Genomic DNA, 23,647 nt, shown 5'->3' with positions numbered 1-23,647 from the left:
CAGCCTAGTCTGCGACTGCGACAGAAAACCTGAGCTCGGAAGAGTGGAGACGTCCCTTTGACGCAGACCAACCCCCAGGATCTCCTTGTGCTGAGCGACATGCACGACGGCACGCTGGCCCACCGCATGGGGATCGAGTTCCTCGAAGCCGGGCCTGAGCGGGTCGTGGGCCGGATGCCGGTGGAGGGCAACACGCAGCCGTACGGGCTGCTGCACGGCGGCGCCTCGGCAGTGCTCGCCGAGACGCTGGGCTCGGTGGCCGCGGCCATCCACGCCGGTCCCGACCGCCTCGCGCTGGGCATCGAGATCAACGCCACCCACCACCGCGCGGCCTCCTCGGGGTACGTCACGGGCGTCGCGACCAGGTTGCACGGCGGCCGCACGCTGGCGACATACGACATCGAAATCACCGATGAGCAGGGGCGACGCGTCTGCACCTCCCGCCTCACCTGCATGCTGCGCGACCGCTGACCCCGCGGTCACTTCAGTGGATCCTTTGCGCTGCGCCCCCGTGGGTCGCTACGGTTGTCCGGACGGGCGAGCCTGCGGGGAGGCCCAGTAGATAACGTGTATCGGCCCGCGCCCGCGGGGATGCTCCCGTGAGCCCGCGCGGAGACCCAGTGGATCATGTGTTGGCTCCGCGCAAGCGGGATGTTCCGCCCTACACGGCCCCAAAGGCCACCCCGTGGGCTCGTCCATGTTTTCGTAAAATCGTTACTGATCTGTCTCTGCGAAGCGCCAGGCGTCTCCCCCGATGTAGCCCCTGACCTGGCGTGTTGTTTCCTCACATGAGTGACACACAGTTGTCACTAATTGGTGACGAACGGTACTGAACCGGGCGTCACCGGATTAGGCTCCCGCCATTGCATCCCAGTTGTGCCTGCGATGCGCGCGTGTCGAGATGGAGGGGCACAACCCCGCCTTGACCTAACTTTGAGGGAGCACCATTGCGCAGAGCCGTGATCGCGTTCACGGCCTTCCTGGGTGGACTCGTCTTCCTGCTGGCCGGACCCGCCCACGCGGGTCCCGCCGACTGCCAGGGACTGAGGGGAACACTCAAACTCCAAGGCCAGCCAGTGAACGGCGCCAAAATCTCGGTGGCCACCGAGGGCGGACAACCCGTCAAGGAGGTCACCACCAACGCTCAAGGCACTTGGGACGTTCAGCTAGAGGACCCGGGCAAGTACAAGGTCACCCTGGATCCGAGCACCCTTCCGCAGAACGCCGAGGTGCGCGGCGGCAGCAACGTCCGCACGCCGACCGTCTATGAGGGCAACTGCTCCACGGTCCTGTTCGCCCTCCAGCCCAAGACGGCCCCGGGCCAGCAGCCGCAGGACGACACCGGCGGCAGCACGTTCTGGACGCAGGCCGCACAGCTGACCTTCGAGGGACTCAACCTCGGCCTCATCATCGCCCTGGCCGCGCTCGGTCTGTCGCTCATCTACGGCACGACCGGCCTGACCAACTTCGCCCACGGCGAGCTGGTCACGCTCGGCGCGCTCCTCGCCTACGCGTTCAACGTGGGCTTCGGGCTTCATCTGATACCCGCCGCGTTGATCGCGGTCGTGGTGGCCGGGGGGCTCGGATACGGCCAGGACCGCCTGTTCTGGGGCCAGCTGCGCAGGCGCGGCACCGGCACCATCGCCATGATGATCATCTCGATCGGCGTGGCGCTCTTCATGCGCTACGCGTTCCTGATCTTCTTCGGGGGCCAGACCGAGGCCTACGCGCAGTACACCGCGCAGCCGGGCATCGAGGTCGGGCCGATCTCGGCCGCCCCGAAGAACTTCTACGCCATGGGCATCGAGTTGGCCGTCCTGGTCGTCGTCGGCTTCGCGCTGATGCGCACCCGAACCGGCAAGGCGGCTCGCGCCGTAGCCGACAACCCCGCGCTCGCGGCCTCGTCCGGCATCAACGTCGACCGGGTGATCAGGATCATCTGGACCGTGGGCGCCGCCATCGCCGCGCTGGCCGGCATCATGCTCGGGCTCTCGCAGAACCTGAAGTACACGATGGGCCAGGACATCCTGCTGCTCATCTTCGCCGGCGTGACGCTCGGCGGCCTCGGCACCGCTTTCGGCGCCCTGGTCGGCTCGCTCGTGGTGGGCCTGTTCATCCAGGTCTCCACGCTGTGGGTACCGCCGGAGCTCAAGAGCGTCGGCGCGCTGGCAGTGCTCATCATCGTGCTCCTCGTCCGGCCGCAGGGCATCCTGGGCCGCCGCGAGCGGATCGGCTGATCGGGGGAGGATCAGAATGGACTGGATCACGATCTTCAGCACCACCATCAAGGCCGCCATCGGCGTGGAGACGGTGCTCTACGGACTCGCCGCCATCGGCATCAACATCCACTTCGGCTACACCGGCCTGCTCAACTTCGGCCAGGCCGCGTTCATGGGCGTGGCCGGCTACGGGCTCGCCGTCACCGTCACCGTCCTGGGCCTGCCCTTCTGGATCGGCATCGCCATCGGCATCGCGGCCGCGGTGCTCCTGGCGATCATCATGGGCATACCGACGCTGCATCTGCGCGCCGACTACCTGGCCATCGTCACCATCGCGGTGGCCGAGATCATCCGGCTCGTCTTCCGCTCGGTGCAGTTCAAGAGCGTCTTCGGCGGCTCCGACGGACGGCGCGGCTTCTCCGACGGGTTCTACGCGCTGAACCCCTTCCCCGAAGGGGACTACGGCTTCAACCTCGGCCCGGTGCCGATCTTCTTCCCCCACTGGCAGCTGTGGGTGATCCTCGTCGGCTGGGTGCTGATCGCCCTGTGCTGTGGCATCGTCTACCTGCTGATGAAGAGCCCATGGGGCCGCGTGCTCAAGGCCATCCGCGAGGACGAGGACGCCGTGCGCAGCCTCGGCAAGAACGTCTTCTCGTACAAGATGCAGTCGCTCATCCTGGGCGGCGTCGTCGGCTGTCTCGGCGGCTTCGTGTACGGCCTGGCCTTCGGCTCGGTCCAGCCGGACATCTTCGGCACCGAGACCACGTTCTTCCTCTACACGATGGTCATCCTGGGCGGCGCCGCCCGCGTCCTCGGCCCCATCGTCGGGTCGATGATGTTCTGGGTGCTGCTCGTCCTGGTCTACGGCATCCTGACCGAGGCGGTCAGCGCCGGGTACATCACCTTCATGGACACCAGTCAGGTCGGTGCGTTCCGGTACATCTTCGTCGGTCTCGGCCTCATCCTGTTGCTCGTCTTCCGGCCACAGGGCATCTTCGGTGACAAGAGGGAGATAGCAATCGATGCACGCTGAAGCCATGACCACCGACCGCAAGGCCGCCGCGCTGGCCGTCTTCAAGGACCTGGCCCGCGAGCCCGGAGTGCCCAAGCCGGATCCGATCCTGGTGGTGGACAACGTGGTGCGCCGGTTCGGCGGCCTGACCGCCGTCGAGGTGGACCACGTCGAGATCCAGCGCGGCTCCATCACCGCGCTGATCGGGCCCAACGGGGCGGGCAAGACCACGTTTTTCAACCAGCTCACCGGCTTCGACACGGCCGACTCCGGCTCGTGGACGTTCAACGGGCGCTCCATGAGCGGCGTGCCCGCGCACAAGGTGGCCCGCTCGGGCATGGTGCGCACCTTCCAGCTCACCAAGGCGCTGTCCAGGCTGACGGTGCTGGAGAACATGCGCCTGGGCGCCCAGCAGCAGAAGGGCGAGACCTTCTGGCGAGCCCTCGTGCCGAGCTTCTGGCGCGGGCAGGAGGACGAGATCACGGAGCGGGCCGAAGAACTGCTGGCCCGGTTCAAGCTCGACGCCAAGCGAGACGACTTCGCCGGATCGCTGTCCGGCGGCCAGCGCAAGCTGCTGGAGATGGCCCGCGCGCTCATGGTGCAGCCCGAGCTGGTCATGCTCGACGAGCCCATGGCCGGCGTCAACCCGGCGCTGACCCAGTCGCTGCTCGGCCACGTCAAGGACCTGCGTGAGCAGGGCATGACGGTGCTGTTCGTCGAGCACGACATGGACATGGTCCGCGACATCAGCGACTGGGTGGTCGTCATGGCGCAGGGTGCGGTCATCGCTGAGGGCCCGCCGTCGACGATCATGTCCGACGAACGTGTGATCGACGCCTACCTGGGGGCGCACCACGACGCGCCCCTGTCGGACACCGAGCTCGAGGCTCAGCTGCACGAGGCTGAGGCGGCGCTGGAGGCCGAGATCGAAGAGGAGACGCAGAAGTGAACGCCGCAGAGCCTGCCGCCCAGTCGAAGGCGGCCGTCACCGACCGCAGCGCCCACCTGGAGGGCGCTGAGAACGCCGTGCTGCGATGCGACGAGCTGATCGCCGGCTACCTGCCGGGCGTCAACATCCTCAACGGCTCCGACCTCTACGTCAAAGACGGCGAGCTGATCGGCATCATCGGCCCCAACGGCGCCGGGAAGTCGACGCTGCTCAAGGCCATGTTCGGGCTGGTCAACATCCGCAGCGGCACGGTGCTGCTCAAGGGTGAGAACATCACGAACATGAAGGCGCACTCGCTGGTCTCGCGCGGCGTCGGCTACGTCCCCCAGAACAACAACGTCTTCCCCAGCCTCACCATCGAGGAGAACCTCGAGATGGGCGCCTTCCAGGTGCCCGCGAAGTTCAAGGAGCGCTTCGAGTTCGTCGCCGAGCTGTTCCCCGCGCTCAAGGAGCGGCGCAAGCAGCGCGCCGGCTCCCTGTCCGGCGGTGAGCGGCAGATGGTCGCGATGGCCAGGGCACTCATGACCGAGCCGTCGGTGCTGCTGCTCGACGAGCCGTCCGCCGGTCTGTCCCCCAAGCTGCAGGACCTGGTGTTCCTCCAGGCCCAGCAGATCAACAAGGCGGGCGTCACGGTGATCATGGTGGAGCAGAACGCACGCCGCTGCCTGCAGATCTGCCACCGCGGCTACGTCCTCGATCAGGGCCGCAACGCCTACACCGGCACCGGGCGGCAGCTCGCCAATGACCCCAAGGTCATCGAGCTGTACCTCGGCACGCTGGCCAAGGCATAAATCCCGATCAATACGGCGAAGGGGCTCCCCAGGGGCCCCTTCGCCGTTTTTTAATGAGCGCTGTGAAACGTTTAGCGGCAGTCGCGCTCATGTTGCCCGTCCTGCTCGTCGGCTGCCAGGACGACGAGTCCCCCCGGAATCAGACAGGGGCGCAGCAGTACAGCACCGGCGGAGACCCCGCCGACAGCCCCTGCGCCCGCGTCGTCTCCGCCATCGGGTACGCCGGCCTCATGCTGGAGCCGAGGGGCCAGGAGGACCGGCAACACTTCGAGGACGCCCTGATCGGCCGCCTGGCGGAGGCCCGCGGCATCACGCTGCAGTTCGGCGACCGGTTGCCCGGCTCGCTCAGCGGGGCCGTGGAGACCGTCAAGACGACGACCGCGGGGCTGTCCAGGAACGACGTGCCACGTGAGCGGCAGGTGGCACTGCTGAAGCGGTACCGGGCGGCCGCCGACCGGATCGTGGCGGGCTGCGAATAGCGAAGGGCCCGGCCGTGGCGGCCGGGCCCTGTTGCTTGCTGCTGGCGTGTACTAGCCGGCGATGTTGCCGGTGCGGTACTCGAGCGCCTTGGTGGCGTACTTGTTGTCCGCGCCGTACTGGTAGATGCCGATGGTGGCGACGGCCGGGTCACCGGCGTCGTTGAACTCGACCGGGCCGCTCACGCCGTCGTAGTCGAAGTCCTTACCGGCCTTCAGCAGGTCGACGCACTCCTTGAAGCTCTTGCACTTGTCGCCGCCCTTGCTGACCTCCGCCAGCTTGGCCGCGATGTCGACGCCCGCGTCGCTCTTGGCGGCCTCGGCGGCCAGGGCGATCAGGTTCGCCGCGTCGTAGGACTCGGGGGCGTAGCTGAAGTCCTCGAGCTTGGGGTTCACCTCGCGGAGCTTCGTCTGGAAGTCCTCCGGAGCCGCGGCACCGGGGATGGTGCCCTTGACGCCCTCAAGGGTGCCCTTAGGCATCTTGAGGTAGTTGGTGTTGGAGGTGTTGCCGTCAACCATGTACCACTTGTGCTTGTCGGCCGGCAGGCCCTGCTTGACCAGCTCCTGCACCACCTTGGCGGTCTCCTCGAACCCGATCAGGACGATGCCCTTGGGGTTCTTCGCCTTGAGCTTGGCCACGTCGGCCGAGAAGTCGGCGGCCTTCGGGTCGTAGTCCACGCGCTCGACCACTTCGGCGCCGCCGTCGGTGACGGTCTTCTGCACCTGGTCGGCCAGGCCCGTGCCGTAGGAGTCCTGCATCGCCATGATGCCGACCGTGTCGTTGCCGTCGGCCACGATGAGGTCACCCAGCACGCGGCCCTGCAGCTTGTCCGGCGGCGACGTGCGGAAGAACAGGTTCTTGTCCGCGACCGTGGTCAGCTCGTCGGAGGTGTTGGCCGGCGAGAAGTGCACCACGCCCGCGCCCGTGATCTTGTCGATCACCGACAGCGACACCGACGAGGACGCGGCGCCGATGATGGCGTCGGCCTTCTGCGCCAGCAGCTTGTCGACCGACTGCGAGGCGATGTTCGTGGTCGTGTCGCCAGAGTCCGTGTCGAACTTGGCGACCGGCTTGCCGAGCACGCCCCCGGCCTCGTTGATCTCCTTGAGCGCCAGGTCGACCCCGGCGAACTCGGGCGGGCCGAGGAAGGCGAGCGAACCGGTCTGGGGCAGCAGCGTGCCGAGGGTAAGAGTGCCGTCACCCTTCGCCGCGGGTGCCGATGAGGCGGGGGCCGCAGAACTTGGCGAAGTCTGCGTGGCGGTGTCGCCGCCGCCACCGCCGCAGGCTGTCAGGGCGAGGCTGGTGGCAGCCACGACAGCCAGCGCCCGCCCCACGGGAGCAATGCGGATCATGAAGTGTCTCCTTCAATCAGTTCGGGATCCCTCAGCACCGCTGAGCGTTCCCGATCGAATAACGGAAACGTACAAAATGTCGCGTGCTCCAGCCAGATCCTAGGAGGAACTGTCGGCACTTGGATGCGGAGTCGTAATCAGTCCTCAACTTACGGACCTGGGGAAGGACGCTTAAAGTGCATCGAGTGAAGCGTTTTACCCGGGCTTTTGCCGTCGCCATGCTCGCCGCCGGTTGCTCCACGTCCGAGCCACCCTCGCCGCCTCCCGCCACACCGCCCGCCGGCGTGTCCGTCTCACTGGTGCAGTGGCGCTCCGACGAACCGTTGCACGCGCTCCACGTAGCCGTCCGCAATACGACGAACACGCCAGTGTTTTTCGCCGACCTCCAACTAGTCACGCCCTCGTTCAAAACGCTCCCCGCACAAAAAACCGACGCCATCATCAAGCGGACGGAGCGTACGGACCTGCGCATCCCCTACGGCGCCGGCAACTGCCTGCCTCAGGGCCTGCCCGAGGTGCGCCCGGCCACGGTCGTGGCCCACCTCAGCACAGGCTCAGGACAGCCGCACAAGGTGGTCTTCAACGTCCCCCACCCCGACCCGCTGCTGGCCAGACTGCTGCGCGACGAATGCTCCGAATACCTGATCAGGCAGGTGGCCGGCATCGAGTTCGGCCCGGAATGGAAGCAGTCGGGCAAAGCCATGCTGGGCACGCTGGTGATCACTCGCCGCACCCCTGGCAACATGACACTGAACGACATAGGCGGCACCACCCACTACATCGTCACGCCCGAACGGCGGCCGCTCGGGACGCTCGAGGCCGGCGCGCAGCGACTGGAGGTGCCGATCACGCTCACCCCGGGCCGCTGCGACGCACACGCCTTCGCCGAGGCCAAGAAGGCCTTCCTGTTCCCCGTGCGGGCCAGCGTCGACGGAGGCCAGGAACGCGTGGTCATCGTGACGCCGCCCAAGCCGGAGCAGGATCGCCTCATCAAGTGGGCGGCCAAGGTGTGCGGCCTGGAGGGCTGACCGTCGGCCGGCCTCGGAGAACCGCAGCCGGCACCCGGTAGGAGCGGATCGCGGCCGCGACGACCCCGCTCAGCTGCGCTCGGCCGCGTCGTCTATAACGATCTGGGCAACCTCACGCATGCTCAACCGCCGGTCCATGGACGCCTTCTGAATCCACCGGAACGCCTGCGGCTCCGTCCAGCCGTGCTGCGTCATCAGCTGGCCCTTGGCCCGCTCCACCAGCTTCCTCGTCTCCAGCCGCTCCGACAGGCTCGACACCTCGGCCGCCAGCGCGACCATCTCCTCGTGCCTGCTGACCGCCATCTCGATGGCCGGCACCAGATCCGCCTTCGTGAACGGCTTCACCAGATAGGCCATCGCCCCCGCGTCCCGCGCCCGTTCCACCAGGTCACGCTGGGAAAAAGCGGTCAGGATCAGGCACGGGGCGATCCGCTCCGCCACGATCCGCTCCGCCGCTGAGATGCCATCGAGCACCGGCATCTTGACGTCCAGGATGACGAGGTCGGGCCTCAGCTCGGCGGCCAGCCGGATCGCCTGCTCACCGTCCCCGGCCTCGCCCACGACGACGTAGCCGTCCTCCTGGAGCATCTCCTTGAGGTCGAGGCGGATCAAGGCCTCGTCTTCCGCGATCACTACTCGCCGCTGCGTACTCACGAGCAGAAGAGTACCGACGTCCGGTACATTGGAGCCACGCTGGCGCCCTGCAGCTGATCAACATTGGCGGTGGGGTGTGCCAACGATCCGGACAAGTCCGGATTTTTGAGCCGGAATGATGGAATGGCAGACATGGACGCCTCAAAAGCGTCTGCTCGAAAGGGCGTGCGGGTTCGAATCCCGCTTCCGGCACCGTAGCGAGCCGAAAACTGTCGGTGACGTTCGCCATTCTGGACTCGTGCACTCTCGTGAGACTGTGGAGCGAGCCCTCCGACTCTCGGCCCAGGGCCTCTTCGATCGCCAGGTGGCCGAGTTGTGTGAGGTCTCCATTGGAGCGGTCCAGAAGTGGCGGACCGGTGCCCGGCGCGCGCACGAGGACGAGGATCTCCGGCGTCACCACAGCTGTCCCCGCTGCCATGGCCGCGACCTCGACCACGTGGCATATGCCCATCTGCTGGGGCTCTATCTCGGGGACGGGCACATCGTGCGCTGCCGCAAGGAGGTCTTTCAGCTGTCCCTCTTCTGCGGCGACGGCTGGCCGGGCCTGATCGAGGAGGCCGGGCAGACGATGGCGCAGACCATGCCCACCTCGTCTGTCAGCCGCCGTCAACGCAAGGGTTGCACGGAGGTGAAGAGCTACTCCAAGCACTGGGTGTGCCTGTTTCCCCAGCATGGCCCCGGCATGAAGCATCAACGCGAGATCAAACTGGCGGACTGGCAGCAGGAGATTGTGGAGGCGCATCCGGGGATGTTCGCCCGGGGCTTGTTCCACTCCGACGGCTTCCGCGGTATGAACTACGTCCGCCGTGCCCTTCCCAGCGGGGTCCGCTGGTACGAATACCCGCGCTACCACTTCAAGAACGAATCCCGCGACATTCTGGCCCTCTGTTGCGAGGCGCTGGACCTGCTCGGCGTCGCCTGGCGCTTCAACAACCGCAACGAGCTGTCAGTGGCCAAGCGGGAGGCCGTCGAGCTGCTCGACCTCTACGTCGGCCCCAAATACTGACTCACCAGGGCATCGTCCCCGCGTCGTCGAAGAAGCCGCCCATCGGCCTTGACGAGGATGCCGTCCTTGCTGAGCTCCTTGGCGTACTGGACGGTGAGCTGGTTGAGCGCGGTCTTGGACACCGGGTCGGTGGCGGCGGCCGGCAGGCCGGACATGTAGTGCTCAGGGTCCGTGTGGTGGGCGAGGGAGCCGACGCCGCTGGAGACGTTGACGATGCGGGCCGAGGGTGAGCGTCTGAGCAGGGGCAGCAGAGCATTGGTGACCATGAGGACGCGGAGGAGCCGCATTTCGGGCGGGCGGCCGAGCGGCTGGGCATGGCGCAGCCGCCGTTGTCGCGGGCGATCCAGAAGCTGGAGCGGCGGCTGGGGGGTGAGGTTGTTCGACCGGTCCAGTCGCGGGGTCTCGCTGACCGCGGCGGGCGAGGTGCCGGCCAGGGAGGCGCCCAGGTCCTCGACGCGGTGGTCGCCGCGGCGGCGCGCACCCAGCGGGCGGTGCGGGGTGGCGGAGCGGGCGCGGCTGGTCCGCGACGGCACGGCGGACGTGGCGTTCCTGCACATCCCGTACGAGGACCTGGCAGGGTTCGACAGCGAGCCACTGCGGGTGGAGGGCAGCGTCGCGATCGTCCCCCGAGGGCACCGACTGGCGGGGCGGGCGTTCGTGCGCGTGGCCGAACTCGAGGCCGATCCGACCCCTTTGTGGCCGAGGCAGCATGCGGACATCAACGATCCCGCGACGTTGATGCAGCTGGGCCGGTTGATCGCGATGGCGCCGGAGTCGGACGCCTCACCGGCCTTCGTGCGCACGGCCTCGGCCGTCGCCGAACGTCTGTCCCCGCGCCGGCCTGACGACGGATGGCAGCTTTTCGGGACCGCTCCCACCGGGAATAGCCGACTGGAGATCAACGAATACGGGGGTGGGCGGGATGCCGTTGAGCGTTGCGGAGCGGGAGGCCTTCCTGGCGGAGCCGCACATCGCAGGCCTGGCGGTCGAGGCGGGCGACGGCCGGGGGCCGCTGGCGGTGCCCGTCTGGTACGACTACAGCCCCGGCGGGGAGCTTCGCTTCCTGACGGACGGCGACTCGGTCAAGGCGAAGCTGATCGCGAAGGCGGGCCGGTTCTCGATGTTGGTCCAGCGGGTCAGCCCGACGTATCGGTACGTGTCGGTGGAGGGGCCTGTCGTGCGTACCGATCCCACGACGCTGGAGGACCTGACCCGCATCTCCGCCCGATACCTGCCGCCGGACGCGGCGGCGGGCTATGTGCAGGGCGCGGACCTGCACGCGCTCGTGACATTCGTGATGCGCCCGGAACGCTGGCTCTCGGCCGACCTGGGCGCCCTTGGCTGACCCACCCCCAGGCCTGATGCTCTGGGGTGAGCCGCGGACCGGTATTTTGGGGCCCGTGACGACTGCTATCGATCCCACCTCGACCGGCGCGTTCGGCGTCGGCCTCGCGACCATCGCCGCCGACGGCACCGTACTCGACACCTGGTTCCCCGCTCCCGAGCTGGGCGAGGCGCCCCTTTCGGGCACCGAGCGGCTGTCCGCCGCCGAGGCCGGTGAGCTGGCCTCGCTGACGGGCCCCGACACGGCGCGGGGCGTGGAGGTGGTGGCGGTGCGCACCGGCATCGCCAAGCTGTCGGAGGCGCCCGTGGACGCCCACGACGTCTACCTGCGCCTGCACCTGCTCTCCACCCGCCTGATCAAGCCGCACGGGGCCAACCTGGACGGCGTTTTCGGCCTGCTGGCGAACGTGGTGTGGACCAACTTCGGGCCGTGCCCGGTGCCGGACTTCGAGCAGACCCGCCTGCGGCTGCGGGCGAGGGGCGCGGTGACGGTCTACGGGGTGGACAAGTTCCCGCGGATGGTGGACTACGTGCTGCCGCCGGGCGTGCGGATCGCCGACGCCGACCGGGTACGCCTGGGCGCGCACCTGGCCGGCGGCACGACGGTCATGCACGAGGGTTTCGTGAACTTCAACGCCGGCACGCTGGGCTCCTCGATGGTCGAGGGCCGGATCTCGGCGGGCGTCGTGGTCGGCGACGGCTCCGACGTGGGCGGCGGCGCCTCGATCATGGGTACGCTCTCGGGCGGCGGCAAGCAGGTCATCTCGATCGGTGAGCGCTGCCTGCTGGGCGCCAACGCCGGCATCGGCATCTCCCTGGGCGACGACTGCGTGGTGGAGGCCGGCCTGTACGTGACGGCGGGCACGAAGGTCGCCCTCCCCGACGGCAAGGTGGTCAAGGCGGCCGAGCTGTCCGGCGCGAACGGGATCCTCCTGCGGCGCAACTCCCAGTCGGGCGCCGTCGAGGCGGTCCCCCGCACGGGCACCGGCATCGAGCTCAACGCCGCCCTCCACGCCAACTGAGGCGAGCCGGCCAACCCGGCCCCGGGTAGGCACGCCGGCTGCCCCGTGACCGTCTTTCCGGACCACGGCACGGCAGCCGGCCACGTGCGTAAGGCCCCGGAGCAGGGCGTCGCCGCAAGAGGCTCCAGCCGCCACGCGCGGAGCACAGACCGGCGCGAGGGCAATGACAATGGCTTGGCGCGCCGGGCACGAGGTCTTCGGGCACCGCTCTATGGCGCAGGCCTGCAGCGCGGCAATGGGGTCGCTGAGGCTCAGGCCGACAGCGGCGGCTCGCAGCCAGGCAACGCAGCGGAGCTCAGGCCAGCGCGTCGCGGGTAGCGCACTGCGTTGCGGCACCATGAACCGTCCCCGACAGCGCGCCACACGGCCCAGCCGCAGGCCACGGCCTTGGTCAAGGTTGCGCCGTCACGGCGGCGCGGCGGTGAAGCTGGTAACCGTCCCCCTGGAGGGCCGGTCACCAGCGTCGGCGGTTGGAGCCCAGGTGGCCTGCCGTAAAGAATGAAGACCTAGCTCGCGTGGGACACCGCCGAGCCGATGGTGTGGACGCGCAGGGCGTTGGTGGAGCCCGGGGTGCCGGGAGGCGAGCCGGCCACGATGACCACCTTGTCCCCCTTCTCCAGCCGTCCCAGCGACAACAACGACGCCTCGACCTGCCGCACCATGTCATCGGTGTGATGCACGAACGGCACGTGGAACGTCTCCACCCCCCACGTCAGCGACAGCTGCCCCCGCACGTGGGGTGCCGACGTGAAGGCCAGTAGCGGGATCGGCGAGCGGTAGCGGGCCAGCCGCCGCGCCGTCTCGCCCGACATCGTGAAGGCCACCAGCGCCTTGGCGCCCACGATGGCGCCCACCTCGGCCGCGGCCCGCGCGATGGCGCCGCCCGTGGTCTCGGGCATGCGCTCCAGCGTGTGGGTGGCCCGCAGGGAGGAGGCCTCGGCGGCGCAGGCGATGCGGTCCATCGTGGAGACGGATTCGATCGGGTAGTTGCCGACCGACGTCTCGCCCGACAGCATGATCGCGTCGGCGCCGTCCATGACGGCGTAAGCCACGTCGGAGGCCTCGGCGCGGGTGGGGCGCGGGGCGCTCATCATCGAATCGAGCATCTGGGTGGCGACGATGACCGGGCGGGCCTTCTCGCGGCACAGCTCGATGATGCGCCGCTGCACGATCGGCACCTGCTCCAGGGGCAGCTCGACGCCGAGGTCGCCGCGGGCGACCATGATGCCGTCGAAGGCCTCGATGATGTCGGGGAGGCGGTCGACGGCCTGCGGCTTCTCGATCTTGGCGAGCAGCGGCAGGCGCACGGCCTCCTGCTCCATGATGTTGCGCACCACGTCGGCGTCGGACGGGCGGCGGACGAAGGACAGGGCGATCATGTCGCAGCCGGTGCGCAGCGCCCAGCGCAGGTCGGCCTCGTCCTTGTCGGTCAGCGCGGGCGCGCTGACGTTGACGCCGGGCAGGTTGAGCCCCTTGTTGTCGGAGATCATGCCGCCGATGACGACGCGGGTGACGACGCGATCGCCGTCGACCCGGGTCACCTCGAGCACGAGGCGACCGTCGTCGACCAGGATCGTGTCACCGGACCGCACGTCGTAGGGCAGCCCCTTGTAGGTGGTGGAGACCTGCTCGCGATCTCCCGGCACGTCTTCGGTGGTGATGGCGAAGACGTCGCCGAAGCCGAGCCTGACGGGGCCCTCTTCGAAGGTGCCCACGCGGATCTTGGGGCCCTGCAGGTCGGCGAGCACGCCTACGCCACGGCCGAGATCGGCCGCCACCCTCCTCACGCGGTCGTAGACCTCTCGGTGCAAGTCATGATTGCCGTGGCTGAGGTTGAACCGCGCCACGTCCATGCCCGCGGCGATCAGCTCGCGGAGGCGTTCTTCGGACGAAGTGGCAGGGCCTAGGGTGCAGACGATTTTCGCGCGACGAGTCACGAGTCCTACCTTAATTGGTACAGACCACTTGGCAGTCATTGACGCCGGAGAACGTACCCGACGTAGGAGAACAGCACGAGAACGGCTACCCCCAGGCGTGCCAAGTTCGTGTACTCCTCCGGGTAGATCACGCCCTCGATGTAGTGGTCGATGAAGCCGGACGCCGGCAGCCCTTGCGTCCCGGCCTGCCGCCGCCCCCAGTCCTCGGCGAGGGTCAGCGGGCACTCTACCCCAGTGACGACCGACAACACGCCCCAGGCGACCACGGCGAGGTGGGCCCAGATCGTCCGCCGCCACCGCCACGCCAGGAATCCGCCCACCGCCATGTAGGCGAGGAACAGGAAGTGCACCATCATCGCGGCGTCCGCGACGAGGCGATACATCATGGTTCGAAGGTAGCCGCCTTCCAGGCGTCCACCATGCCCCGTCCGTAGAAACCGTTACGGGATTGCTCTCCTTCGCACATGTGCGTGTCGGTCTGGCCGTAGGACTTGTAGACGTACTGGCGGGGTGTCGGGCACGCCTTCTGGGCGGCGCTCTTGTAGAGGAGGTCCTCGACGGTGGCGGGGGCGAGGGACAGCGCCCCGCCGGCGCCGGGCTTGCCGAAGCGGCTGATGAGGATGGCGGCGACGCCGGTGGCGTGGGGGGCGGCCATGGAGGTGCCGTCCAGGTATTGGTAGTAGGCGCACGGGCTGCGCGTGCAGTCCCGTACGACATCCGCGCCCTTCGGGTTGCCCGAGGCGTCGATCCGGCCGGCGGCGCGCAGCACGCGCTCGGGAGCCGCGCCCAGGATGGACCGGGTGGCCTTGGCGCCCGTGCCGTCGAGCACGTCGCCGCCCGGGGCGGACAGGTCGGTCTGCTCGACACCGTAGTCGCTGTAGATGGCCTTGCGTCCGGAGGGGCCGATCGAGGAGACGGAGATGACGCCGTTGGACTCGGCGGGCACGTTGATGCAGGAGTTGTCGACCCTGCGGACCTTCTGCTCGCCTTCGGGGTAGCCGGGGCTCTTGTCGTCGACCGTGGGGCGGCCGAGGTCGGCGGCGCCGTTGCCGAGCGCGGAGACCAGGGTGACGCCCTTGCCGCGGGCGTAGTCGATGGCCCGCTGCATGCCGGTGATGATGGCCTGCTGCTCGAGTTGCTGCTTCCTGGAGTCGGATCTGTTGTTCGTGCAGTTGAACAGCCAGGGGTCGACGAAATAGCTCAGGTTGGCGACGTCGACGCCGATGTCGGCGGCGTAGGTGAGCGCGTCGAGGCTGGGCTTGAGGAAGAAGAACCCGGAGTCCTGGCCGGCCCGGATGTTCACCAGCCGCACGTCCGGGGCGACGCCGGCGATGCCGATGCCGTTGATCGGGGCGGCGATGGTGCTGGCCACGTGGGTGCCGTGGCCGTCGTCGTCCTCGTCGACCGGGTCCTTGCAGTCCTTGGCCTCGCACGGGCCGTCCAGCGTCTCGCCGTTGTCGTCCTTGGGCTTGTCGGTGACGAAGTTGCGGCTGAGCTCGTGGTCGAAGTTGGCGGCGATGTCGGGGTGCTTGCCGTCGATGCCGGTGTCGATGACCCCGACCAGCACCTGCCTGCTGCCGGGCACCTTGGCGTTCGCGCGGTCGGCGCCGATCATCCGCATGTCCCACTGGAGGCCGGCGAGTGGCTCGCCGGGGCGGCTCGCGAGGAGCGCCGACGCGTCGGGGAAGGCTGCGGGTCCGGTACGGCGGGCCGCGAGTCCGGTACGGCGGGCCGCGGTCGAGCCGATGGCCCGATCCGGGGAGACACCGACGATGGCCGGGTCGGTTCCCAGGTCCTCTGCGAAGGTCCTGCCGCCGCCGTCGGCCAGGAGGTAGCCGAGCCTGGGGTCCTCGCCCACGGTGGTGCCGCCCGCCCGCTCGACGGCCTTCAGCGCCTGCTGGTGCCGGCCCGCGGCGTAGAAGACGAGGAAGTCGGCGTGCTGGACGGAGGGGCTGGTCGGCTTGCTCTGGGTGCCCCCGCCCGCGGGGGGCGTGGGTGAGCAGGCGGCGAGCGCGACCACGGCAGCCAGTGCCGTCCAGCCAGAGGCGACTCGCCGCATTGTTCCCCCATCCGCCGACTTGCCGCAGAACCTGCATCTTCCCGACAGTCATCGACTGATGCAACTTCGTAGTGAAATTCCGCTCGATCAGGGGCGAAGCGGACCACACCGAGAAGTCCGCTTCGCCCCAGCTCGCGGCGGGGTCAGCGGGTCAGGTCGATCTCGGCGCCGCCGAAGACGACCTGGCGCGGCATGGGCGAGGCGAGGAAGTCGTGCGGGAAGCCGAGCGCGACCCGGCTGGCCTCCTCCAGAGCGGCCAGCTGGCTCTCGGTGAAGCGCACGTCGAGCGCGCCCAGGTTGTCCTCGAGCTGTGCCGGTGTACGCGCCCCCACGATCGGCGCCGTGACGCCGGGGTTGAGCGTCGTCCAGGCCAGCGCGACCTGCGACGGCGTCACGCCCAGCTCACCGGCGACCTGCTTGACCACGTCGGCGATGTCCAGGGCCCGCTCGGTCAGCGCGCCGTTGGCCGCCGCCACGTTCTTGCGGGTTCCGGAGGGGTCGGCGGTGCCCTCGCCCGCATCGAGGTCGGCTCTGGTGTACTTGCCGGTCAGCACCCCGCTGGCCAGGGGCGACCACGGGATCACGCCGAGCCCCATCTCGCGCGCCATCGGGATGAGATCGCGCTCCACCGTGCGCTGGACCAGGCTGTACTCGATCTGCAGGGCGATCAGCGGCGCCCAGCCCCGCAGGTCGGCGATGGCCTGCATGCGGGAGACCTGCCAGGCGGGCGCGTCGGAGATGCCGACGTAGAGGACCTTGCCCATCCTGACGAGGTCGTCCATGGCGCGCAAGATCTCCTCGACGGGGGTGGTGAAGTCCCAGGCGTGCAAATAGAGCAGGTCGATGTAGTCGGTGTCCGAGCCCCAGCCCCAATCCGTCCCGAACGTCATGGTCCCCAGGGCCAGCGGCGAGACCCGCAGGCCGGAGCGGCCGAGCAACCGGTAGGTGCGGCCTTCCTGCGCACCCGCCGCGAACGCCTGGATCCCCGCGACGTCGCGCTGCCCGCTCGCCGCTCCCAGCGCCGCACTCCCGGCCTGCGCAGGGAAGAGGTCGCCGAGCTGGCCGGCGTCAGCGTCGACTACGTCATTCGCCTGGAGCAGGGCCGTGGCCTGCGTCCATCGCTTGAACCGCTGACGAGGCGGGCCCGGTCTCCCGGCTCGTGCTCGACCTGTCCCCGCTGCCGGCCATGCTGCTCAACCACCGGTTCGACATCATCGCGTGGAAACCGGAGATGGCGGCTCTGGTGGTCGACTTCGGCGCGCTGCCTTCGGAGCAGCGCAACAGCATGTGGTTGTGCACGCTGCACCCGGGCCTGCGCGACTTCTACCGCGATCGGGAGCGCACGCTGCGCGAAGGCATCGCGGACCTGCGGGCGGCGTGGGCGGCCCACCCCGACGACACGGCCCTGTCGGAGCTGATCGACGAGCTGACCTCAGGCAGCGAGGAGGTCGCCCGCCTGTGGGCGCTGCGCGACGTCCGCGTGAACGGCCGGGGCAAGAAGCGCCTGCGGCACGCCACGGCCGGCCCGCTGACCGTCGAATACGAGGTGCTGGCCCCGCTGCAGGCTCCGGGCCAGCGGCTGGTCATCTACCGTGCCGCCGACCCGGCGTCCCAGCGCGCGCTGGACGCCGTCACGGCCACGTGCGACCGCGTCAGACCCCTCATGAGCGCCGAAGCCCCGGCGGCCGGACGCGCCTGACGGCGGCGCGCCCGGCGGCCGGGGCAGGCGTTATCAGACCAGCGGCCGCGCGGTCGGCAGGATCGGGTACGGCAGCGCCGTCTCTCCGGTCAGGTAGCGGTCCACGCCCGAGGCGGCGGCACGCCCCTCGGCGATGGCCCACACGATGAGCGACTGCCCGCGCCCCATGTCGCCGGCCACGAACACGCCGTCGACCTTGGACATGTACGTCTTGTCGCGCGAGACGTTGCCCCGCTTGTCGTAGAAGCCGTCGCCGCCGTCCTCGGCCAGGTCCTGCAGCAGGGCGCCCTTCTCGGGGCCGAGGAAGCCCATGGACAGGGTGACCAGCTCGGCCGGGATCTCCCGCTCGGTGCCCGGGATGGGCTTGAACCCGCTCTGCGGCCCCTCGACCTCGATCAGGCGCAGCGCCCGCACGTTGCCGTCGGCGTCGCCGGCGAACTCGGTGGTGGACACCGCGTAGACCCGCTCCCCGCCGCCGTCGGCCAGCTCCTCGTGGGCGCTCTCCATCTTGAACAGGATGGGGAACGTGGGCCACGGCTGGCTGCCGGGCCGGGAGACCGGCGGCTGCGGCATGATCTCGAGCTGGGTGACGGACTTGGCGCCCTGCCTGATCGCCGTGCCGATGCAGTCGGCGCCGGTGTCGCCGCCGCCGATCACCACGACGTGCTTGCCCTCGGCCGAGATGGGCGGGACCGCGTAGTCGCCCTCCTGGACCTTGTTGGACAGCGGCAGGTACTCCATCGCCTGGTAGATGCCCTTGAGCTCGCGCCCGGCCGCCGGCAGGTCACGCCACTGGGTGGCGCCGCCGGCCAGCACGACCGCGTCGAACTCCGCGCGCAGCTGCGCGGCCGTGACGTCCACGCCCACGTTGACGCTGGTGCGGAACTCGGTGCCCTCGGCCCGCATCTGCTCCAGGCGGCGCTCGATGTGCCGCTTCTCCATCTTGAACTCGGGGATGCCGTAGCGCAGCAGGCCGCCGATGCGGTCGGCCCGCTCGAACACCACCACGTCGTGCCCGGCCCTGGTGAGCTGCTGGGCGGCGGCCAGGCCCGCGGGGCCCGAACCGACGACCGCGACCTTCTTGCCGGTCTTGACGGCCGGAGGCTGCGGGGTCACCCAGCCCTCGGCGAACGCCCGGTCGATGATCTCTACCTCGACCCGCTTGATCGCCACCGGGTCGGAGTTGATGCCCAGCACGCACGCCGCCTCACACGGAGCCGGGCAGAGCCTGCCGGTGAACTCCGGGAAGTTGTTCGTGGCGTGCAGCCGCTCGATCGCCTCGCGCCAGTCGGTGCGGTAGACGAGGTCGTTCCACTCGGGGATGAGGTTGCCCAGCGGGCAGCCGTTGTGGCAGAACGGGATGCCGCAGTCCATGCAGCGGGCCGCCTGCTTGGTCAGCTTCTCCTGCGAGAAGTCCTGGTAGACCTCACGCCAGTCGCTGATGCGCACATCGACGGGGCGGCGCGCCGGCAGCTCCCGGTCGTGCGTGAGAAAACCCTTGGGGTCAGCCATCGGTACGCCTCCCTTAGCTCTGAACCGCGGCGGCCATGACCGCCTCGTCGATGTCTCTGCCTTCGATGCGGGCGGCCTCGGCGGCGGCCAGCACCCTCTTGTAGTCCGTCGGCATGATCTTGCCGAACCTGCCGACCGCCTGGTCCCACTCCGCCAGCAGCTGCTTGGCGACGGGGGACGCGGTCTCCGCGAAGTGCTTCTCGACGGTCTCCTTGAGGAACTCGGCGTCCTCTTCGGTGAGCGCCTCGATGGCGACCATCTCGCGGTTGACCCGCTCGGGCTTGAGATCCAGCAGGTACGCGATGCCGCCCGACATGCCGGCCGCGAAGTTGCGCCCGGTGGGGCCGAGGACGACGGCCCGGCCGCCGGTCATGTACTCGCAGCCGTGGTCGCCCACGCCCTCGACGACCGCCGTGGCGCCGGAGTTGCGCACGCAGAACCGCTCGCCCACGACACCGCGGACGAACGCCTCACCGGACGTGGCCCCGTACAGGGCGACGTTGCCGGCGATGATCTGCCCGTCGAGCGGGGCCTCCTCGTGCGGCCGGACGGTGATCCGCCCGCCGGACAGGCCCTTGCCGAGGTAGTCGTTGGCGTCGCCGGTCAGGCGCAGCGTGATCCCGCGCGGCATGAACGCGCCGAACGAGTTGCCCGCCGAGCCGGTGAAGGAGATGTCGATGGTGTTGTCGGGCAGGCCCGCGCCACCGTACCGCTTGGTGACCTGGTAGCCGAGCATGGTGCCGACCGTGCGGTTCACGTTGCGGATGGGCAGCTCCAGCGTGACCGGGGTGCGCTCGTTGAGCGCGCCCTCGGCGAGCTGGATGAGCGTGTTGTCCAGCGCGTGCTGCAGGCCGTGGTCCTGCTCGATGACCTTGTGCAGCGCGGTGCCGGCGGGCAGCTCGGGCTGGTGCAGGATCGGCGACAGGTCGAGCCCGCTCGCCTTCCAGTGCTCCTCGGCCGCCGTCGTGTCGAGCAGCTCGACGTGGCCGATCGCCTCGTCGAGCGTGCGGAAGCCCAGCTCGGCCAGGTATTCGCGGATCTCCTCGGCGATGAACTGGAAGAAGTTGACCACGAACTCGGGCTTGCCGGTGAAGCGCTTGCGCAGCTCGGGGTTCTGCGTGGCGACGCCCACGGGGCAGGTGTCGAGGTGGCAGACCCGCATCATCACGCAGCCGGAGACGACGAGGGGCGCGGTGGCGAAGCCGTACTCCTCGGCGCCGAGCAGCGCGGCGATGACGACGTCGCGGCCGGTCTTGAGCTGGCCGTCGACCTGGACGACGATCCGGTCGCGCAGGTCGTTGAGCAGCAGCGTCTGCTGGGTCTCGGCCAGGCCGAGCTCCCACGGGGCGCCCGCGTGCTTGAGCGAGGTGAGCGGCGAGGCGCCGGTGCCGCCGTCGTGCCCGGAGATGAGCACCACGTCGGCGTGCGCCTTCGACACACCCGCGGCGACCGTGCCGACACCGACCTCGGCAACCAGCTTCACGTGGACCCTGGCCTCCGGGTTGGAGTTCTTCAGGTCGTGGATGAGCTGGGCCAGGTCCTCGATCGAGTAGATGTCGTGGTGCGGCGGCGGCGAGATGAGGCCGACGCCGGGCGTGGAGTGCCGGGTCTTGGCGATCCACGGGTAGACCTTGTGACCGGGCAGCTGGCCGCCCTCGCCGGGCTTGGCGCCCTGGGCCATCTTGATCTGCAGGTCGGCGGCGTTGACCAGGTATTCGCTGGTGACGCCGAACCGGCCGGAGGCCACCTGCTTGATCGCGGACCTGCGGGCGGGGTCGTAGAGCCGCTCGGGGTCCTCGCCGCCCTCACCGGTGTTGGACTTGCCGCCGAGCTGGTTCATCGCGATGGCGAGCGTCTCGTGCGCCTCCATCGAGATGGAGCCGTACGACATCGCGCCGGTGGAGAACCGCTTGACGATGCTCTCGACGGGCTCGACCTCGTCGATGGGGATCGGGTTGCCCTTGCGCAGCTTGAACAGGCCGCGCAGGGTCATCAGCCGCTCCGCCTGGGAGTCCACGAGGTTCGTGTACTCCTTGAAGATCTCGTAGCGGCGCGTCCTGGTGGCGTGCTGCAGCTTGAAGACCGTCTCGGGGTTGAACAGGTGCGGCTCGCCCTCGCGCCGCCACTGGTATTCGCCGCCGACCTGGAGCCGGCGGTGGGCGTTCTCGGCCCGCGGGTAGGCGTGCCGGTGCCGCTGCGCGACCTCCTCGGCCAGCACGTCGAAGCCGACGCCGCCCAGGCGCGAGGTGGTGCCGGTGAAGCAGGAGTCGATGACCTCCTGGCTCAGGCCGAGCGCCTCGAAGATCTGCGCGCCGGTGTAGGAGGCCACCGTCGACACGCCCATCTTGGACATGACCTTGATGACGCCCTTGCCGTACGCCTTGATCAGGTTGCGCACGGCCTTGTGCTTGTCGAGCTGCAGGACGCCGGTGTCGACCAGGTCCTCGACGGTCTCGATCGCCAGGTACGGGTTGATCGCGCCGGCGCCGTAGCCGATGAGCAGCGCCATGTGGTGGCACTCGCGGGCCTCGGCGGTCTCGACGACCAGACCGATCTTGGTGCGGGTCTTCTCCTGGATCAGGTGGTGGTGCACCGCGCCGGTCAGCAGCAGCGACGGGATCGGCGCCAGCGTCTCGGACGAGCCGCGGTCGCTCAGCACGAGGATGCGGGCGCCGTCAGCGATCGCCTGGGACGCCTCGGCCCGGATCTCCTCCAGGCGGCGCAGCAGCGCCTCGCCGCCGCCGGCGACCTCGTACAGGCCGCTGATGACGTGCGGGTGGAAGCCGGGCAGGTCGTGCTCGTCGTTGATGTGGATGATCTTGGCGAGCTCGTCGTTGTCGAGCACCGGGTAGGGCAGCACGAGCTGACGGCACGAGCTCGGGCCCGGGTCGAGCAGGTTGCCCTCGGGGCCGATGGTGCTGGCCAGGGAGGTGACCAGCTCCTCACGGATGGCGTCCAGCGGCGGGTTGGTGACCTGCGCGAACAGCTGCGTGAAGTAGTCGAACAGCAGCCGCGGCTTCTCGCTCAGCACGGCGACGGGCGTGTCGGTGCCCATCGAGCCGATCGGCTCCTGGCCGGCCTTCGCCATCGGCGACAGGATGATGCGCAGCTCTTCCTCGGTGTAGCCGAAGGTCTGCTGCCGCTTGACGAGCGCCTCGTGCGTGGGGATCTCCCGCTGGCGGGCCGGCAGCTCCTCGAAGCGGACGAGGCCCGCGTGCAGCCACTCCTCGTAAGGCAGCTCGGCGGCCAGCTCGGCCTTGATCTCGTCGTCCTCGATGATCTTGCCGCGCGCGGTGTCGATGAGGAACATCTTGCCGGGCTGCAGACGGCCCTTGCGGACGACGTCCTCGGGCTTGATGTCCAGCACGCCGGCCTCGGAGGCCAGCACGACCAGGCCGTCGGCGGTCACCCAGAAACGTCCGGGGCGCAGGCCGTTGCGGTCGAGCACGGCGCCGGCGAGGGTGCCGTCGGTGAAGGTGATCGACGCGGGGCCGTCCCAGGCCTCCATCATCGAGGAGTGGAACTCGTAGAAGGCCCGGCGGGCCGGGTCCATCTCGGTGTGGTTCTCCCACGCCTCGGGGATCATCATGAGCACGGCGTGCGGGAGGCTGCGGCCGCCGATGTGGAGCAGCTCCAAGGCCTCGTCGAAGCTGGCGGTGTCGCTGCCATCCGGGTCACAGATGGGGAAAAGTCGCGAAATATCGCCCGGGATGTGGGCGGAGGCCAGCATCGCCTCGCGGGCCCGCATCCAGTTGCGGTTGCCCTTGACCGTGTTGATCTCGCCGTTGTGGGCGATGTAGCGGTAGGGGTGCGCCAGCGGCCAGCTGGGGAAGGTGTTGGTGGAGAAACGCGAGTGCACCAGGGCGATCGCGGTCTCGTAGCGCTCGTCGGACAGGTCGGGGAAGAACGGCTCGACCTGGTCGGGGGTGAGCATGCCCTTGTAGACGATCGTGCGCGCCGACAGGGAGGGGAAGTAGACGTCCGCCTCGTGCTCGGCCCTCTTGCGCAGGCAGAACGCCAGCCGGTCCAGCTCCAGCCCCTCGCACCCGTCGGGGCTCGACACGAACAGCTGGGCGAAGTGCGGCATGACGGCCCGGGCGCTCGGCCCCGGCAGCTCGCGGTCGACCGGCACCTCGCGCCAGCCGAGCACGGTGAGGCCCTCCTCGGCCGCGATCTCCTCGATCAGGCCCGTCGCGACGCTCCTGGCCTGCTCGTCGAACGGCAGGAAGGCGATGCCGGTCGCGTACGCACCCGCGGCGGGCAGCGCGAACGGCACGGTGGTGCGGAAGAAAGTGTCGGGGATCTGCGTCAGGATCCCGGCCCCGTCTCCGGTGTCCGGCTCGCTACCCTTGGCCCCCCGATGATCAAGGTTGCACAGCGCCGTCAGCGCCTTGACCACGATCCCATGCCCCCGGCGTCCCGCGACGTCGGCGACCATGGCGACACCGCAGGCATCGTGCTCGTTGGCGGGGTGGTAGAGGCCCTGGGGCTCGGGGAACCCGAGGTGGGCAGCAGGCATTGAATCCCTCCCGTCGTCATCGTCTGTCTCAAAACCGGCTACAGGCGGGGACGACGTTGGCCCTGCT

The 23,647-nt window shown here is 69.2% G+C and carries 20 protein-coding genes, 1 tRNA gene and 1 pseudogene; 13 read left to right on the top strand and 9 right to left on the bottom strand.

The genetic code is table 11. From position 1 onward, the window contains the following. Positions 1-99 precede the first annotated feature (99 nt). The 6 genes from ACTWQA_RS26655 to ACTWQA_RS26630 all read left to right on the top strand — a co-directional run bounded on the left by ACTWQA_RS26655 (position 100) and on the right by ACTWQA_RS26630 (position 5,450). The gene (locus ACTWQA_RS26655) at positions 100-471 is read left to right on the top strand and encodes a PaaI family thioesterase (protein WP_443161899.1); all 372 of its coding nucleotides are present in this window, start codon (positions 100-102) and stop codon (positions 469-471) included. Between the two features lie 476 nt (positions 472-947). Next, the gene (locus tag ACTWQA_RS26650) at positions 948-2,237 is read left to right on the top strand and encodes a branched-chain amino acid ABC transporter permease (RefSeq protein ID WP_305922056.1); all 1,290 of its coding nucleotides are present in this window, start codon (positions 948-950) and stop codon (positions 2,235-2,237) included. A gap of 16 nt (positions 2,238-2,253) precedes the next feature. Further along, positions 2,254-3,252 (top strand): branched-chain amino acid ABC transporter permease, encoded by a 999-nt coding sequence (locus ACTWQA_RS26645; protein WP_327583094.1) that lies wholly within the window; start codon positions 2,254-2,256, stop codon positions 3,250-3,252. Between the two features lie 4 nt (positions 3,253-3,256). Further along, positions 3,257-4,180: an ABC transporter ATP-binding protein gene (locus ACTWQA_RS26640; protein ID WP_443161808.1), complete on the top strand. Its 924-nt coding sequence runs from the start codon at positions 3,257-3,259 to the stop codon at positions 4,178-4,180. Beyond that, entirely contained in the window at positions 4,177-4,971 is a 795-nt protein-coding gene (locus ACTWQA_RS26635) for an ABC transporter ATP-binding protein (protein ID WP_371825905.1), read from the top strand. The genes ACTWQA_RS26640 and ACTWQA_RS26635 overlap by 4 nt, the downstream gene beginning before the upstream one ends. A gap of 62 nt (positions 4,972-5,033) precedes the next feature. Continuing rightward, on the top strand, positions 5,034-5,450 hold the full coding sequence (locus ACTWQA_RS26630; RefSeq protein ID WP_443161807.1) for a hypothetical protein: 417 nt from the start codon (positions 5,034-5,036) through the stop codon (positions 5,448-5,450). Positions 5,451-5,501: 51 nt separating this feature from the next. On the opposite strand, the gene ACTWQA_RS26625 is transcribed toward ACTWQA_RS26630, so the two are convergent. Continuing rightward, on the bottom strand, positions 5,502-6,800 hold the full coding sequence (locus ACTWQA_RS26625) for an ABC transporter substrate-binding protein (RefSeq protein ID WP_443161806.1): 1,299 nt from the start codon (positions 6,798-6,800) through the stop codon (positions 5,502-5,504). A 185-nt stretch (positions 6,801-6,985) separates the two neighbouring features. Here ACTWQA_RS26625 and ACTWQA_RS26620 point away from each other — a divergent pair, with 185 nt between their 5' ends. Beyond that, positions 6,986-7,828, top strand: coding sequence for a hypothetical protein (locus ACTWQA_RS26620; RefSeq protein ID WP_327583098.1), 843 nt, complete (start codon positions 6,986-6,988; stop codon positions 7,826-7,828). A 69-nt stretch (positions 7,829-7,897) separates the two neighbouring features. Here the strand turns inward: ACTWQA_RS26620 and ACTWQA_RS26615 are convergent, their stop codons facing one another. Then, a complete protein-coding gene (locus ACTWQA_RS26615) occupies positions 7,898-8,482 on the bottom strand; it encodes an ANTAR domain-containing response regulator (protein WP_305922050.1) in 585 nt (194 codons plus the stop codon). 109 nt (positions 8,483-8,591) lie between these two features. Here ACTWQA_RS26615 and ACTWQA_RS26610 point away from each other — a divergent pair. Then, positions 8,592-8,674, top strand: a tRNA-Leu gene (locus ACTWQA_RS26610). A gap of 64 nt (positions 8,675-8,738) precedes the next feature. After that, positions 8,739-9,488 carry a helix-turn-helix domain-containing protein gene (locus ACTWQA_RS26605; RefSeq protein ID WP_443161805.1) on the top strand — a complete coding sequence of 250 codons (750 nt, stop codon included), beginning with the start codon at positions 8,739-8,741 and terminating at the stop codon, positions 9,486-9,488. Here ACTWQA_RS26605 and ACTWQA_RS26600 read toward each other — a convergent pair. Beyond that, entirely contained in the window at positions 9,467-9,775 is a 309-nt protein-coding gene (locus ACTWQA_RS26600) for a hypothetical protein (RefSeq protein WP_443161804.1), read from the bottom strand. The two genes, ACTWQA_RS26605 and ACTWQA_RS26600, sit on opposite strands and share 22 nt — an antisense overlap. An 82-nt stretch (positions 9,776-9,857) precedes the next feature. Here ACTWQA_RS26600 and ACTWQA_RS26595 point away from each other — a divergent pair. The 3 genes and pseudogenes from ACTWQA_RS26595 to dapD all read left to right on the top strand — a co-directional run. Next, positions 9,858-10,148: pseudogene (locus ACTWQA_RS26595) on the top strand (hypothetical protein); the annotation flags it as partial. A 262-nt stretch (positions 10,149-10,410) separates the two neighbouring features. After that, positions 10,411-10,833 carry a pyridoxamine 5'-phosphate oxidase family protein gene (locus ACTWQA_RS26590; protein WP_443161803.1) on the top strand — a complete coding sequence of 141 codons (423 nt, stop codon included), beginning with the start codon at positions 10,411-10,413 and terminating at the stop codon, positions 10,831-10,833. A gap of 55 nt (positions 10,834-10,888) precedes the next feature. Then, a complete protein-coding gene (gene dapD / locus ACTWQA_RS26585; RefSeq protein WP_443161802.1) occupies positions 10,889-11,854 on the top strand; it encodes a 2,3,4,5-tetrahydropyridine-2,6-dicarboxylate N-succinyltransferase in 966 nt (321 codons plus the stop codon). Between the two features lie 506 nt (positions 11,855-12,360). Here the strand turns inward: dapD and pyk are convergent. The 4 genes from pyk to ACTWQA_RS26565 form a co-directional block, all read right to left on the bottom strand. Next, on the bottom strand, positions 12,361-13,791 hold the full coding sequence (gene pyk, locus ACTWQA_RS26580) for a pyruvate kinase (protein WP_305922045.1): 1,431 nt from the start codon (positions 13,789-13,791) through the stop codon (positions 12,361-12,363). 35 nt (positions 13,792-13,826) lie between these two features. After that, the gene (locus ACTWQA_RS26575; protein ID WP_327583102.1) at positions 13,827-14,177 is read right to left on the bottom strand and encodes a DUF2784 domain-containing protein; all 351 of its coding nucleotides are present in this window, start codon (positions 14,175-14,177) and stop codon (positions 13,827-13,829) included. Continuing rightward, a complete protein-coding gene (locus tag ACTWQA_RS26570; protein WP_443161801.1) occupies positions 14,174-15,850 on the bottom strand; it encodes a S8 family peptidase in 1,677 nt (558 codons plus the stop codon). The genes ACTWQA_RS26575 and ACTWQA_RS26570 overlap by 4 nt, the downstream gene beginning before the upstream one ends. Positions 15,851-15,993: 143 nt before the next feature. Continuing rightward, positions 15,994-16,740, bottom strand: coding sequence for an aldo/keto reductase (locus ACTWQA_RS26565; RefSeq protein ID WP_443161800.1), 747 nt, complete (start codon positions 16,738-16,740; stop codon positions 15,994-15,996). Between the two features lie 269 nt (positions 16,741-17,009). Here ACTWQA_RS26565 and ACTWQA_RS26560 point away from each other — a divergent pair, with 269 nt between their 5' ends. Further along, complete coding sequence (locus tag ACTWQA_RS26560; protein ID WP_443161799.1) at positions 17,010-17,549, top strand: MmyB family transcriptional regulator; 540 nt, start codon at positions 17,010-17,012, stop codon at positions 17,547-17,549. 33 nt (positions 17,550-17,582) lie between these two features. Here ACTWQA_RS26560 and ACTWQA_RS26555 read toward each other — a convergent pair whose 3' ends face one another. Next, positions 17,583-19,061, bottom strand: a complete 1,479-nt coding sequence (locus tag ACTWQA_RS26555; RefSeq protein WP_443161798.1) for a glutamate synthase subunit beta — start codon at positions 19,059-19,061, stop codon at positions 17,583-17,585. Positions 19,062-19,074: 13 nt separating this feature from the next. Continuing rightward, on the bottom strand, positions 19,075-23,580 hold the full coding sequence (gene gltB, locus ACTWQA_RS26550) for a glutamate synthase large subunit (protein WP_443161797.1): 4,506 nt from the start codon (positions 23,578-23,580) through the stop codon (positions 19,075-19,077). Between the last annotated feature and the right edge of the window lie 67 nt (positions 23,581-23,647).

The sequence above is a fragment of the Nonomuraea sp. 10N515B genome (genome assembly GCF_052245915.1).
Classification (GTDB): Bacteria; Actinomycetota; Actinomycetes; order Streptosporangiales; family Streptosporangiaceae; genus Nonomuraea.
This window is presented reverse-complemented; position numbering and strand designations above follow the sequence as displayed.